Origin of the sequence: Asticcacaulis sp. DW145 (genome assembly GCF_037101385.1) — a bacterium.
In the GTDB taxonomy this organism is placed as follows: Bacteria; Pseudomonadota; Alphaproteobacteria; order Caulobacterales; family Caulobacteraceae; genus Asticcacaulis; species Asticcacaulis currens.
Genome location: NZ_AP029025.1, coordinates 1,240,405 through 1,255,239 on the forward strand (window position 1 = coordinate 1,240,405; position 14,835 = coordinate 1,255,239).

The 14,835-nt window shown below is 62.8% G+C and carries 9 protein-coding genes; 6 read left to right on the top strand and 3 right to left on the bottom strand.

The genetic code is table 11. The annotated features are described in order from the left end of the window. Positions 1–14 precede the first annotated feature (14 nt). Genes AACH73_RS16915 through AACH73_RS16925 form a run of 3 tightly spaced genes read left to right on the top strand, consistent with a single transcriptional unit; the run spans position 15 to position 5,167 of the window. Positions 15–3,026 (top strand): TonB-dependent receptor, encoded by a 3,012-nt coding sequence (locus tag AACH73_RS16915; protein ID WP_338735945.1) that lies wholly within the window; start codon positions 15–17, stop codon positions 3,024–3,026. 52 nt (positions 3,027–3,078) lie between these two features. Beyond that, the gene (locus AACH73_RS16920) at positions 3,079–4,038 is read left to right on the top strand and encodes an alpha/beta hydrolase (RefSeq protein ID WP_272742350.1); all 960 of its coding nucleotides are present in this window, start codon (positions 3,079–3,081) and stop codon (positions 4,036–4,038) included. A gap of 4 nt (positions 4,039–4,042) precedes the next feature. Then, positions 4,043–5,167 carry a pectinesterase family protein gene (locus AACH73_RS16925; RefSeq protein WP_338735946.1) on the top strand — a complete coding sequence of 375 codons (1,125 nt, stop codon included), beginning with the start codon at positions 4,043–4,045 and terminating at the stop codon, positions 5,165–5,167. Between the two features lie 187 nt (positions 5,168–5,354). On the opposite strand, the gene AACH73_RS16930 is transcribed toward AACH73_RS16925, so the two are convergent. Continuing rightward, entirely contained in the window at positions 5,355–6,611 is a 1,257-nt protein-coding gene (locus AACH73_RS16930) for a DUF3422 domain-containing protein (protein ID WP_338735947.1), read from the bottom strand. A gap of 316 nt (positions 6,612–6,927) precedes the next feature. Between AACH73_RS16930 and AACH73_RS16935 the strand changes: the two genes are divergently transcribed. Beyond that, on the top strand, positions 6,928–7,938 hold the full coding sequence (locus AACH73_RS16935; RefSeq protein WP_338735948.1) for a zinc-binding alcohol dehydrogenase family protein: 1,011 nt from the start codon (positions 6,928–6,930) through the stop codon (positions 7,936–7,938). Positions 7,939–8,187: 249 nt separating this feature from the next. After that, entirely contained in the window at positions 8,188–8,937 is a 750-nt protein-coding gene (locus AACH73_RS16940; protein WP_272742354.1) for an IclR family transcriptional regulator, read from the top strand. A gap of 131 nt (positions 8,938–9,068) precedes the next feature. Here the strand turns inward: AACH73_RS16940 and AACH73_RS16945 are convergent, their stop codons facing one another. Continuing rightward, positions 9,069–10,679: a family 43 glycosylhydrolase gene (locus AACH73_RS16945; protein WP_338735949.1), complete on the bottom strand. Its 1,611-nt coding sequence runs from the start codon at positions 10,677–10,679 to the stop codon at positions 9,069–9,071. Between the two features lie 83 nt (positions 10,680–10,762). Further along, positions 10,763–13,117: a glycoside hydrolase family 95 protein gene (locus tag AACH73_RS16950; protein WP_338735950.1), complete on the bottom strand. Its 2,355-nt coding sequence runs from the start codon at positions 13,115–13,117 to the stop codon at positions 10,763–10,765. A 402-nt stretch (positions 13,118–13,519) separates the two neighbouring features. Here AACH73_RS16950 and AACH73_RS16955 point away from each other — a divergent pair, with 402 nt between their 5' ends. Further along, entirely contained in the window at positions 13,520–14,833 is a 1,314-nt protein-coding gene (locus tag AACH73_RS16955; protein WP_272742357.1) for an MFS transporter, read from the top strand. Positions 14,834–14,835 lie beyond the last annotated feature (2 nt).

The window sequence follows — 14,835 nt, forward strand, 5'->3', positions numbered from 1 at the left end:
CAGGGAATAATCTGATGACGAATGCATTTATGCGCGCGTTTAATGGCCCGTTGCTGCTCGCGGGCGGCACGTTGCTTATGGTCTCCGCCGTACCGGCTGTGGCACAGGAGGGGGTTAAATCGTTCAACGTCCCGGCTCAGGCGGCCGAACGCGGCATTCCGCAGTTCGCCCAGCAGGCCAATATCCAGCTTATGGCGCCGGAAAAGGTCGTGAAGGGCAAGCAGACCGCCGCCGTTCAGGGCAATATGCCGGTGCGCGAAGGCCTGTCGCGCCTGTTGGCAGGCACGAATTTGACACCGGTTACCCGCTCCAATGGCATTATTGTTCTGGCTGAGCAGATCCCGGCGGCGCGCGACAACGCCATCCCCATCACCCGCACCGCCTATGCGGCCGACACCACCGCCTCTGACGAGCCCGCCGCTGCGCCCGAAGAAACCGTGGTCGTGGTCAAGGGTATCCGCGGTTCGCTGAGCAAGGCCCGCTCTATCAAGCGCCGCGCCGCCAATGCGGTGGAAAGCATCGTCGCCGAAGATATCGGCAAGATGCCGGACCTCAACCTCGCCGAATCCATCCAGCGCGTGCCGGGCGTGGCTATGTCGCGCGAAGGCGGCGAAGGCCGCAATATCACCTTGCGCGGCTTCGGTCCGGACTTTACGCGCACCACCCTGAACGGCATGGAAGTCCCGGCCAGCAGCGACGGCCTCGACAGCGGCGGCGTCACCCTCAATGCGGGCCGCGCCTTCGATTTCCACCTGTTCGCCTCGGAACTGTTCAACCGTATCGACATCGAAAAGTCGCAAAAGGCCTCGACCGAAGAAGGCGGCATTGCCGGGACGGTCAACCTCTATTCGGCGCGCCCCTTCGATTTCCGTGAGGACTTCACCGTCTCCGCCTCGGCGCAGGCCAATTACAACACCCTCAATCAAAAGGCCGATCCGCGCGTCGCCCTGCTGGTCAGCAAGACGTTTGCGGACGGTAAGTTCGGGGCGCTTCTGTCGGTGGCGGCCTCCAACCGCACCGTGCATCAGGAAGGCTATTCCAGCGTGCGCTGGACCTCGCCCTACGCCAATGGCGATTCGTGGGCCAAGACCAACCCGACCGTGACCGGGACGCCGAAAGCCTGCGGGGCCAGCGATCCGCTCGATTGCCTGTGGGCTCCGCGCCTGCCGCGCGCCGACTATTTCGGCAATGATCAGAAGCGCATCGGCGTCACCGGCTCGCTGCAATACAAGCCCTCGGAAAACGCCCTGATCACGCTGGACGTCCTGCATTCGGAACTGACCAATGACCGCGACAGCTATAATTCGATGGAATGGCTGCTGACGCACGGCACCGCCGGTAACTTTACCGGTCAGACGCCGCTGTCGTTCAAGATCGGCGGCGATGGCAAGACCCTTGTCGCCGCCGCGTTTAACGACGTCACCTCGTGGTACGAAAGCCGCCGTCAGGATTCGCAATCGACCTTTGATCAGGTCGTCCTGTCTGGCCGCTTCAAGGTCAATGAGCGCCTGACGCTCGACGCCATGGCCGGGTCAGCGGTGGACGATGCCGACCGCACGGAACTGCGCTTCTACTACCGCTCGGTGCCGCACTATTACGCCTATGACTACAGCGGCAATGCCTATGTGCCGAGCATCAGCTTCGGCAGCTATGATCCGAACAAGGCCAGCAACTATATCAACGCCCTGACGGCTTCGAACCGCATCAATACGGTGAAGAAGGAAAACTTCACCTCGCGCTTCGACGCCACCTACAATGCCGACAACGTGTCGCTGAAGGCCGGTCTCAGCTATAATGATCGCAAGGTAAGCTATGGCGAGGGCCTCGGTGCGACGCCCAGCTTCAATCCGTCCAGCTATACCCGTCCCTTCCCCGTCTCCAACTTCGGCAAGGGGCTGGACGGTCCGGGCCTGTTGCCCTTCCGCGTCGCCGATTTCGACGCCATTGCCGCGGCGGGCGTCATCCCGGCGGGCTATACCAACAATGCCGGGGCCGGCTGGACCGTCGGCGAAGAAACCCTTGGGGCCTATGGCGAGCTGAACGCCGAATACGACATCGCCGGTATGCGCCTGCGCACCAATGCCGGTCTGCGCTACGTCAAGACCAAGGTCAGCTCGAAGGCGCAGGTCAGCGGTACGCCGGTCGAGGTCAATGTCGATTACGACAACTATCTGCCGTCGATCAATGCGGCGCTGGACGTGCGCAGCGACCTTGTGGTGCGCGCCTCCTATGGCCGCAGCATGACCCGTCCGGGCCTCAGTTCGCTGAACATTGCCGGCCCCGTCTTCGGCTACACCACACGCACGGTCGGCAATGTCGGCAACCCGTCGCTGAAGCCCTACGAGTCGAACGATCTGGACCTGGGCGTCGAATGGTATTTCGGTGACGAAGGGCTTCTGGCCTTCACCGTCTTCCATAAGGACATTGTGCGCTCGCTGAAGACCGATGTGGTCAAGCAGATGATCGACCCGTCCTTCTGGCCGGCCATCTACGCCGACCCGCTGTACGACACCTCCTACAATGCCGACCCGGCCAAGGTGCCCTACACCTTCACCATCCCGGTTAACAGCGACAAGGGCAACAGCGTCAAGGGCTTCGAACTGACCTATAATCAGCCCTTCACCTTCCTGCCGGGGCCGTGGTCAAAGCTGGGCATCGCGTCGAACTACACCCACGTCTCGGCCGAAGACTCCACCGGCCTGTCGCCCAACTCCTATAACCTGACCGTCTATTACGACACCGAGACCTTCGGGGCGCGTCTGTCGGTCAACAAGCGGGACGACTATCTGCTCAGCGAACCGGGAGGCAATGGTCACGTGCAGGAGCGCAAATACGGCCCCACCCATGTGGACTTCGCCTCCTTCTACAACGTCACGCCGCGCTTGACCCTGACCTTCGAAGGCATCAACATCACCGACGAAGTGGAGCGCATCTACGGCACCGGTGACACCGGCGACATGGATCTGACGCGCGAATACACCCACACCGGGGCGCAGTGGATTCTGGGCCTGCGGTACAAATACTAATAAATAAGCGGCCATCGGCACCCGCCGGTGGCCGCCTTTACAGGAGTAAACCATGCGGCTTTTGCCCGCTCTTACCGCCGGTGTGCTGGGTCTGGGGCTCCTGACCCCCGCTCTCGCCGCCGACCTGATCCCGGTGGACGACAGCTACACCATCTCGCAGCGGTTTGAGCGCTATAAGGATCAGTATGCGGGCATAAGCTGGCCGGTGGCCGAGTTCCAGAGCGGACAAAAGGTGCTGTTCGATCGCCGTTACAAGAGCATCGGCGCGCGCGAACTGCATATCGACGTCTTCCTGCCCGTTGCCGGGCGCGCCAGTGGCAAGGGTATCCTGCTGGTGCACGGCGGTGGCTGGCGGTCGGGCAACAAGTCGCATTTCTACGCTCTGGCCACCCGGCTGGCGCAGCGCGGCTATGCCGTCTTCCTGCCGGAGTTTCGCCTGTCGCCCGAAGCCCCCTATCCGGCGGGTCTGATCGACGTCAATGACGCCCTTGTCTGGGTGAAGGGGCAGGCGCAGACCTTTGGCATCGACCCCCAGCGGCTGGCCATAGGCGGCGCCTCATCCGGCGGGCAGATGGCCGCGCTTCTGGCCTATACGGCGGACACCCCGCTCTACAAAAGCCGTGCCGGTGACGACACGCGGGTCAGCGCCCTGATCGACATTGACGGCGTGCTCGACTTCACCACGCCGCTGGCCCTGCAATATGAAAACGCCGCCGGGGACAACTCGGCCGCCGGTCTGTGGCTGGGCGGTGCCATGGAAAAGGTGCCCGACCGCTGGCGCGAAGCCAGTGCCGCCCGGCACGTCAGCGCCGCCGCCCCGCCGACCTTGGTGATCAGCAGCGGCCTGACACGCTTTACCGCCGGTCACGAAGACGTCGAGGCCAGGCTGAAAGCGCAGGGCATTGCCTATCGCTATACCACATTTGACAACGCCCCCCACGACATCTGGCTGTTCGATCCGTGGTTCAGCCGCATTGTCGATCTGATTGACGGTTTTCTGTCGGAACCCTGAGCTCATGTCTGTACGCCCCACCCTGCTCGCCAGCGCCGTCGCCTGTCTGACCCTTGCCGCGCTGAGCCTCCCCGCCGAGGCCGCCACCCGTCTCAAAGTGCGCCCCGACTGCGGCGCGCAAAAAGCCTGTTTCACAAAGGTGCAGGCCGCGCTCGACGCCGCGCAGGCGGACACCAGCGACACCTGGGTCGCAATCGACGTGGCGGCGGGCGACTATTATGAAAAAGTGACGGTCAGCCGCCCCAAGGTGCGTCTCAAAGGCGCGGGTGCGAAACGCACGCGCCTGCACTTTGACGCCGTGGCCGAAACGGCGGGCAAGTATCACCGCCGCAAGTGGGGCACGCCCGGCTCGGCGACCCTGACGATCAATGCCGATCAGGTGACGGTGGAGGGTCTGACCGTCGAAAACACCTTCGACTACCTCAGCAACGACGCACGGCCGGCGGGCGACCCGCAGAAGATTGGCAATTCGCAGGCCGTCGCCGTGCTGCTCGATATTGACAGCGACCGCGTGCTGTTCCGCAAGACGGCGATGCTTGGCTATCAGGACACGCTGTTTGCCAATGGCAGGCGGGCGGTGATCCGCGACAGCCTGATCGCCGGCAATATCGACTTCATCTTCGGCAATGGGCAGCTTCTGATCGAAGACAGCGAATTGCGCACCCGCAATCGCGGCGCGCCCACCCCGCCGGGGGAGTTCCATTCCTTCCTGCTGGCCCCCTCCACGCCCCTGAGCCAGCCCATCGGCCTCGTCGTCTATCGCTCGCGCCTGACGCGCGAAGCCGGTGTGCCCGACGGCGCGGTGGCGCTGGCCCGGCCCTGGCACCCGACCACCACCTTCCCGGACGGGCGCTATGCCGATCCCAACGCCGTGGGGCAGGCCCTGTTTATCGACTGCGTGATGGACGCCCATATCCACCCCGACCACTGGACCAGCATGGGCGGCACGGCGCGCGATGGCAGCAAGACAGCGGTCTTTCATCCGCAGGACTCGCGCTTCTTTGAAAGCGGCTCGACCGGACCGGGGGCGGCGCACCGCGACATCGGCATCCGCTGGAAAGACGCCCCGGACATCGCGACCGTGCGCCGTCAGCTCTCCGACGGCTGGCCTCATACCAAGAGTCATTGAAAATGACTCTTGGTATTCCTTTCGAGAATTTCTCATGTCGCTGATACAAATGAGAAATTCTCGTTTCTTCAACGGCCGGATGCGGTCAGCATCTTCGGCCGTTGGCATCAGGTGAAATAAGCCTTCCTGACGCTTCGGCTCCCCGTTGATGCGTCTCACTGGCCGCCCCTCACCGGGCGGCTTTTTTTTACGCCGCCTTCAGGTGCCGCTTGCGGCGGCGGATAAGGAGCCACGCCCCCAGCAGCACGACGATCACCCCGACACTGTAGCCCGCCGTCGCTGCCGGAGAATGGCCAACCAGCGGCTCCAGCACGTATTTGATCAGGTTGATGATGTAGTAGGACAGGGCAAAGACGGACAGCCCTTCGACCAGTTCGGACAGCTTGACCTGAAGCTCGGCGCGCGCGTTCATGTTTTGCAGCAGCAACTGGTTCTGCGTCTCCAGCGAGATCGACACCCGCGCGCGCAGCAGGTCGCCGATGCGACCGATGCGGCTGGAAATGTCCCCCAGCCGCGCCGAGGCCGCTTCGCAGGTGCGCATGGCCGGCTGAAGCCGCCGCTCGATAAATTCGCGCATGGTGGAAAACCCCTCAACGCGGCGTTCGCGCAAGGAGGTCAGGCGATCCTCGACAAGCCGCGCATAGGCCTCGGTTGCCCCCAGCCGGAACCCCACCTCATTGACACGCTGTTCGACATCCGACGACAGGGCCGTCAGGCGCTCATAGATGACCTCCTGCGAGGTGCGCCCCTCATTGAGCTGCCGCGTAATGTCCACCAGAGTCCGTTCGGCCCCCTTGAGCCAGGTCAGAACGGCGCGCGCCTCACCGAAGCCCAGCAGGGCCAGCTTGCGGTAGTGGCCAATCTCGATCAGGGTCTGCAACAGGCGCGACAGCTCGTCGTTCTGAAGCCCGCGATCGTGAATGAAGATACGCCCCGCCCCGGTGTCGTGGCCGCGAAAATCGGTCCACAGACGCGCGCGTCCGTCAAACACCTCGCAGCTCACGCAGGTGGACAGGGACAGACAGGCACTCAATCGCGCCGGGTCCGGGGCCTCGGTCATCACCGAGATTTCGACGCTGCGGAACACGCGCCCCGGTGCCCCGCTCAGCCAGTCGAACCCCTCGGCGCGGATCACGCCAAAGCCCAGCCGCTCTGAGGCCGCCGTCAGCGCCGCCGCCTCCGTCGTATAGCCGAGCCAAGTCGAAAACTCGCCGTGGCGTTCCCAGATGCGGCCGCCTTTGGCCCCGATCTGCGCCAGACGGCCGTCTTCGGGCGAGGCCTCGCTCAGCCCTTCGACCCACGCCGCCTCGGCCGCGCGTTCGGCATCGTCCACCAGCAGAACCCAGCTACGCAAGGCGACGGGCGCCGACAGAACCGGCAGGGCGCGTTCGTGCATGAGGTCGCTTAAGGTCTGACGTAGGGGGTGGTCGGCAATCGAGGTCATGGCGTGGTCCGTCGGCCAGAGCGGGATGATTTCAAACGGAAGCCTAATCCGGCTCTAAATTTCTGTTTTGTCGCGATATTTTTGTCGAAAACCGCTTACACTTTTCGACACATCGCTACAGGTACCCTCACATAGTGAGAGATTTGGCCGGATGACGCAACGGAAACGCCTATTTGTCAGACATAAGGTCGGACACTTTCGGCAACAGATTATAATAGCCGCCACACAATTGTTTACGATTAAATCTCTATTTCATATTTGACACCCACACGGGCGCGCTGTAGCTACACCCCTGTAGTCACCACGAGGGTTCCCCATGGATACGGTCATCTGCGAAAGTCCCGGCAAGCTGGTGCGCATTCAGCGCGACAAACCGGTGCGACAGGCCGGTGAAGTGCTGGTTCGCGTGCGTCGCGTCGGCATCTGCGGCACGGACATGCACATTTTTCGCGGCACCCAGCCCTATCTCAGCTATCCGCGCGTCATGGGCCACGAACTCTCCGGCGAAGTGGCCGAGGCCCCGGAAGGCTCGGCGCTCAATAGCGGCGATGTGGTGTACATCATGCCCTATCTGTCGTGCGGCACCTGCGCCGCCTGCCGCAAGGGCCGTCCCAACTGCTGCATGAAGATTCAGGTGCTGGGCGTGCACCGCGACGGCGGCATGACCGAATATCTCAGCGTCCCCGAAGCCTTCGTCTTCCCGGCCACGGGTATCGGGCTGGACGAAGCCGCCATGCTGGAATTTCTCGCCATCGGCTGCCACAGCGTGCGTCGCGCGCAGGTGCAGCCCGGTCAGCGCGTGCTGGTGACCGGGGTTGGCCCCATTGGCATGGCCACGGCCCTCTTCGCCAAGCTGAAAGGCGCAGAAGTGACTGTGCTGGACGGACAGGGTACGCGCGTCGAGGTCTGCCTGAAGACGCTCGGCATGGACCATGGGGTCGTGCTGTCACCCACCACGCGCGATGAGCTGTCGGCCCTGACCGATGGCGACTTCTATGACGCGGTGTTCGACGCCACGGGCTCGCCCAAGGCCATCGAGGCCGGGTTCGGCTATGTCGGGCATGGCGGCACCTATGTGCTGATTTCGGTCGTCTCTGCCGACATCACCTTCAACGATCCGGAGTTCCACAAGCGCGAAACCACCCTGCTGGGCAGCCGTAACGCCACGGTGGAAGACTTTGAAGAGGTACTGAGTGCTATCCGCGCCGGCCTGATCCCCACGGCGGCGCTCAATACGCACCGCACGACGCTCAACGACCTGCCCGACGTCCTGCCCGGCTGGACCGCCCCCGAAGCCGGGGTGATCAAGGCCTTGGTGGAGGTGTAACCCCTCACAGACTTTTTGTGATTTGTAACTGAACTTGACACAGTCTCGCCTTGCAATTGCCGCATCGCAGCATATATGATGATTGTGTTCGATGCCTTGCATCGATTGCCCTTCCTGGGCGTTTCCTCCCTGTAAACTGGCCGCGCCGAGTGCGCGGCTTTTTTTTGCCTGCGACCAAAGGTCCGCGGAGCCCTTTTGACGCCTCCGTGCGAAACGGCTATCACGGTGTGATAAACCGATGGAATCGTAATGTCCGAACCGACCTACAGCGCCCCTGCCCTCGAAAAGGGTATTGAGATTCTTGAGTTTCTGGCCGGACGGCCGGGCGCGCTGAGCATCGGAGACATCTGCGCCGGTGTCGGGCGTTCCAAGGCCGAAATCTACCGCATGATCCTGACTCTGGAGGCCAGAGGCTATCTACGGCGCGATGTGGCCGGGCGCTACACCATGACCAGCCGCCTGTTCGATTTCGGCATGCTCTACCCGCCGCGCCAGAGCCTGATCGAAACGGCCCTGCCGCATATGCGCGCCCTGGCCCGCGACAGCGAGCAGTCGTGCCACATGACCGTCCTGTCGCGCGAACACATCGTCGCCATCGCCCGTGCCGAAAGCGAGAGCATGACCGCCTTCGGGGTTAAGGTCGGCTTCCGTGCCCCGGCGGCCACCGCCACGTCCGGGCGGCTGATCTTCGGCTTCCTGCCCCTGCGCGATCAGCTCAACTGGTATCACACCATGCGCGGCCGCCTTGATCGCCCCGTCCTGCGCGCCTTCCTCGATGAGGCGCGCGAAGCGAAGCGTCAGGGCTATCTGGTGCGCGACAGCGCCTATACGCTGGGCATTGTCGATCTGGCCGTGCCGATCTTCGCCGCCCGCTCACACCACGCCGTCGCCGCCCTGATCGTGCCCTTCATGACGCACGTAGTCTGCCATATGGACAAGCCGCAGGTGCTGGAGCGCCTGCGCCAGACGGCACAGGCCATTTCCAGCGAGCTTTATTAGAGCGGAATGATTTCTTAGTAATCCTTCCGCTCAAGCCGCCATTGAGGCGGCGGCCAAGGTGGCAAAGCCACCGCCCAGCGAGGGGCTAAACAAAATCTAGATATTATGTTTCTATCAAAAATCATAATGATCTAGAGCGCTCTGTATCGAAAGTGGTGGAAGCGCGCCTCGCCTTGCCCGGCCGCATAGAAGCCCGGCTTGAGCATCAGGAAGCCCCCGCGCACATTGTGGTGATAGCCCGACACCTCCATGCCGCGGTCAAAGCGCCGCCAGGTCTGACCGTCCGCCGAGGTGTCGAAGGTCACGATATGCCGGTCGTTACGCAAGCGCATCCGCATCCGACGGCCATAGTCATGGGCCGGACGTCCCCGCTCGATGCCGTACTGATGCGTGACGAAGTTTTGGGCGTCAAACCCCAGACCGCAATAGAGCTTGGTGTCATAGAACAGCAGCAGTCCGGCGCGCACGCCCGCATCGACCTCGATCTCCATTTCGATCTCATAGGCCGGATCACCGACTATGGTGATCAGCGGCGCACCGGAGCTTGGGGCCTCGCCCGACGCCGTGAGGTGCAGCACGCCGTTTTCGCGGCGGATACGGCTTTTCTCGTCCGGCGACGGGTTAAAGAAGTTCCACTGAATGCCGTACTTGTCGGTCGTGAAATCGTCAGACAAGGCCTGTCCGTGCACCGGCTGAAAGCCATGCGGTTTGCCGCCTTTGGGCTTCTTTATGGGCTCCGACAGGTCACCGCCGCCGAAATCAAACCAGCCGTCCTTTGACCACGTTACCGGGGCCAGAAGCGTCTGCCGCCCCAGCGTCCAGAAGCCGTTTTCATAGCCGTGATACACGCCCCACCAGTCGCCAGAAGGCCCTTCGACCAGCGTGGCGTGGCCGCGCGACCACCACTTTTCTCCCGCGGACGTCGTGCGTACCAGCGGATTGCGCGGATGGTGCTCCCACGGCCCGTTTATAGACTTCGACCGCGCCGCAATGACCATATGCCCCGTCGGCGGGCCTGCCGTGCCGCCGACCGCCAGGATCATGTAGTAGTATTGACCGTGGCGCGTGATCTTCGGGCCCTCGGGCGAAAAGCCTTCGACCACCCAGTCGGACGGATAGCGCCACGGATCATAGACGTGCTCGACCTCACCCGCCTTCGACAGACCGTTGTCCGACAGGCGCACCCGGTCACCGCCCGACAGGAACAGCCAGCGCGATCCGTCTTCGCCCACCGCATGGCCGGGGTCGATATGGCGCGGCAGGTCGAGGTCGATGGGCTCGGACCACGGACCTTCGATACGGTCGGCCCAGATCACCCATGAGGTGGTCTTTGAACCCGGTGCCGAGGTCTTCTTGGTCGGGATGTAGAGGTAGTAGCGGCCCTTGTGCTGACACAGTTCCGGGGCCCAGACCGAGCCGATATTGCGGGTCAGGGCCGGACCGATGGGCCGCCAGTTGACGAGGTCCTTCGACTGCCAGATCACCAGACCCGGATAGGCGTCGAAGGTCGAAAACGTCATGTAATAGTTGTCGCCGTCCTTCAGGATCGACGGATCGGGATGGTCCCCGGCCATGATCGGGTTGAGGAAGGTGCCGTTCCCCAGATCCGGCTGGCGCTGACCCTCTATCCCCTTGCGCCACGTGGCGGGGCCGTTTTTAGCGGGGGCGGCCCCGGCGGGCGCGCCGAACAGAAACGCCCCCAGCCCCAGACCTGTGAGCGCGTGACGCCGGTTCGTGGTCATGGCACCTGTCCTTCCCCGTATTTGTTAATTGCGCGCATCTTCATTCATTTGCGCGCAATCCGTCAACCGGAAAGACCCCGCGTTCAGGCGGTCCGGACAAGCCCTCCCGCCCGCAGGCCAAAGGTCGCCGACTGGCCCTTTTTCAGCGCCAGCGGCAGGCGATCATCGCCCAGCACCAGCGTCGCCTTTTCGCCAAAGGCGCTGCGGATCGTCACCCGCTCCAGCGTCATGTCGGCCCAGTGGAGGTCCACCGTAAAGCCGCCGCGCGCCTTCAGGCCCGTGACGTGTCCCTTCGGCCAGGCGGTCGGCAGGGCGGGCAACAGGATGATCTGATCGTCATAGGACTGCATCAGCATCTCGGTCATGCCCGACGTGCCCCCGAAATTGCCGTCGATCTGGAACGGCGGGTGGGCGTCGAACATGTTGGGATAGGTGCGCTCCGGCCCCAGCAGCAGCTTGAGAATACTGTGCGTGCGCTCCCCCTCGCCCAGCCGCGCCCACAGGTTGATGCGCCAGCCGATGGCCCAGCCGGTGGACATGTCGCCGCGCAGCTCCAGCGACTTTTTGGCCGCCGCCGCCAGTTCCGGCGTCTTGCGTGTGGTGATCTGGTGCGACGGGAACAGGCCGTAGAGGTGAGAGACGTGGCGATGGTGCAGGTCCGGTGCCTCCATATCCCAGTCGTCCTTCCACTCCTGAAGCTGACCCGCCTTGCCGATCTGGTTGGGCACCAGCCTGTCGCGCATGGCCAGGACCTCAGCGCGGAAGCCCGGATCGGTTTTGAGGATGTCCGCCGACCGTGCCGTATTGGCGAACAGGTCGCGCAGGATCTGCATGTCCATGGTCGGCCCGGCGCAGATCGAGGTGCCGAACCTGTGTTCGTTTTCCGGCGAAATCGACGGCGCCGTGACCATGTAACCGGACGCGGGGTCCTTCACCAGCGTGTCGAGGAAGAACTGCGATGCCCCTTTGAGCAGCGGATAGATGTCTTTCAGATAGGCCGTGTCGCGGCCATAGTCGTAGCGATCCCACAGGTGCAGGCACAGCCACGCGCCGCCCATCGGCCAGGTGCCGTAGAAGGCGGCGTCAATAGGTGCCGTGGCCCGCCACAGATCGGTATTGTGGTGCGCCACCCAGCCGCGCGCCCCGTACATGATTCTGGCCGTTTCGGCCCCGGTCACCGAAATCTCCTTCACCAGTCGCACCAAAGGCTCGGTCAGTTCCGGCAGGGCCGTGGGCTCGGACGGCCAGTAGTTCATCTCGGTATTGATATTGATGGTGTACTTGCCGCCCCACGGGGCGTTCAGCTTCTCGTTCCACAGGCCTTGCAGATTGGCGGGCTGCGTGCCCGGTCGCGAACACGATATCAGCAGATAGCGGCCGTACTGGTAATAAAGCGCCGCCAGCGCCGGATCGTTCTGGAATTGTGAGCGGGCAATGCGTTGCCCTGTCGGCTGATCGGCGGCTTCGGTACGGCCGAAATCGACACTGACACGCTCAAACAGCGCGCTGTGCGCCTTCAGATGCGCCGCATAGAGGTCGTCGAACGAACGCGTCGCGGCCCTGGCCATCTGGTCTTGGGTGATGGCGGTCGGGTCGCCCGACACGTCGCGGAAGGCTTTGAAGCTGGTAGCCGCCGCCATGAAGACCATTGCGCTGTCGGCCCCCTTCACGACCAGCTCATCCGTACCGGTGCTCTGCTGACCGCCGCTGGCCACCACGCGCACGCGGCTTTCGAAGCGCAACGCCCCGTCCTTGCCATTGTGGCCGCCATTGCGCCCGGACAGCACGATCTCCTGCGGACTTTCGATGGCCACGGTCGCCACCTGCGGCGTTTCAAACCCCAGTTGAAAGCTGATCTTCCCCGGTGTGTCGGCGCTCAGGCGCATCACCAGCACCTGATCGACCGGACTGATGAAGGTTTCGCGGGTATAGGTCACGCCGTCCTGACGATAGGTGACGGTAGAAAGCGCCTTCGTCAGATCCAGCTCACGGCGATACCCGCTGGCATTCGACGACGGCCCGAAGGTCAGGGTCAGTTCGCCGATCGTCTGATAGGAAACCTGACTGACCGGATTGCCCATGAAGTGCGCGTCAATACGCTTTTGCGCCTCGACATATTTACCCTCGAAGATCAGCTTGCGTATTTCCGGCAGAGCCGCCGGGCCGTCGGGATTGGCCGGCTGATACGGCGCCCCGGCATACAGCGTATCTTCGTTCAGTTGCAGCCGGTCGCGCGCCACACCGCCAAACACCATGGCCCCCAGCCGCCCGTTGCCCAGCGGCAGGGCCTCGGTCCATTCATTGGCCGGTTCGCGGTACCATAGGCGCAGATCATGGCCCGCCGGCTTCGTGGATTGCGCTTCGGCAATGGGTGGCAGCAGGGCCAGCAGGGACAGACCTGCGGACATACGGAGCGTTTCACGACGGCTGATGGTCATTTTGGGGTTCCCTCTCTGTATTGTGTTTTACGGGACAATAGCCGTTTCACGGGCGAGCGAAAGCGCGGCGTTTCAAAAAAGCGTCAGCGCGATGTTTTTCCCGCACCGGCTGTGGGTATCGGGCCGCCCGATATAAAGGTAGCTATCGGATATCCACCGTCTCATCCAACGGGTCAGGCCCTTGTCCCGACAGGTGCGCAATCGTTTTTATTTCCCCAACGGACGTTTTGCCCCTTTTCATACCGGCAAAGGTCGGCATAGGTTGCGCCACCGGTGTCACAGACACCCCAAAACAATCAAAAGCCTCTTGGCGCGCATTTCTGAAAACGGTGCAACGGTTTTCGGACAATGCGCGACAAAACAAAAGCTAGCAATGCCGTACAGAGAAAAGGAAACGTCAGCATGAACCAAAGGCCGGACCTCGTCTATTCCACAAAGGGAATCGGACGCTATCGGTGGGTGATCTGCGCCCTGTTGTTCATCGCTATCGGTATCAACTATATCGACCGGCAGATGATCGGCATTCTGAAGCCGACGCTTCAGGATGAGCTGAAGTGGACCGAGATCGACTATGCCCACATCGTGTTCTGGTTTCAGTGCTTCTATGCGGTGGGCTTTCTGACCTTCGGGCGCATTATCGACGCGGTGGGCGTGCGCATCGGCTACGCGGTAGCCTTCACCATCTGGACCGTCGCCTCCATCGGCCACGGCCTGATCCATTCGGTGACGCAGTTTGCCATTGCCCGCTCCGTTCTGGGCTTCGGTGAGTCGGGCTCCTTCCCCGCTTCGCTCAAGGCCGTGTCGGAATGGTTCCCGCAAAAGGAGCGCGCTCAGGCCGTCGGCATCTTCAATGCCGGGACGGCGCTGGGGCCGATCGTCACCCCTCTGGTCGTGCCGGCCATTACGCTGGCCTTCGGGTGGCGCGCCGCCTTCATCTCCATCGGCATTATCACCGCCCTGTGGCTGATCGCGTGGATGATCATCTATCGCCGCCCGCAGGAACACCCGCGCGTCTCGCCCGCCGAGCTGGCGCATATCCAGTCGGACGACACGACCGCCACCGAAACCACCACGCCCGCGGCCAAAATTTCGTGGTTCAAGCTGCTGACCTTCCCTCAGACCTGGGCCTATGCGCTGGGCAAGTTCCTGACCGATCCCATCTGGTGGCTCTATCTGTTCTGGCTGCCCGACTTTCTGCACAAACGTCATGGCCTTGACCTTAAAACCTTCGGGCCGCCGCTGATCGCCATCTATATTCTGGCCGACGTCGGCTCGATCTTCGGCGGCTGGGCCTCGTCAAAGCAGTTGCAGGCCGGGCGCACCCCCAATGCGGCGCGCAAATCGACCATGCTGATGTGCGCGCTTCTGGTCACCCCCATCGTCGCGGCGCAGTTCGTCGGCAATCTGTGGGGGGCCGTGGCCATTATCGGGCTGGCCGCCGCCTCGCATCAGGCGTGGTCGGCCAATCTTATGACCCTGCCGTCGGACCTCTTCCCGAAGCAGGCCGTGGCCTCGGTCATCGGTATCGGCGGTATGGCCGGAGCCATCGGCGGTATGCTGATGACGACCTATAACGGCTATATTCTGGAGCTGTTCAAATCCTACCAGCCCATCTTCATTGTCGCAGGCTCGGCCTATCTGATCGCCATTTTGGTCATCCATACGCTTGCCCCCCGGCTCGAAAAAGTGCCGGAAGAGAAGATTTTGAAGAACTAAAA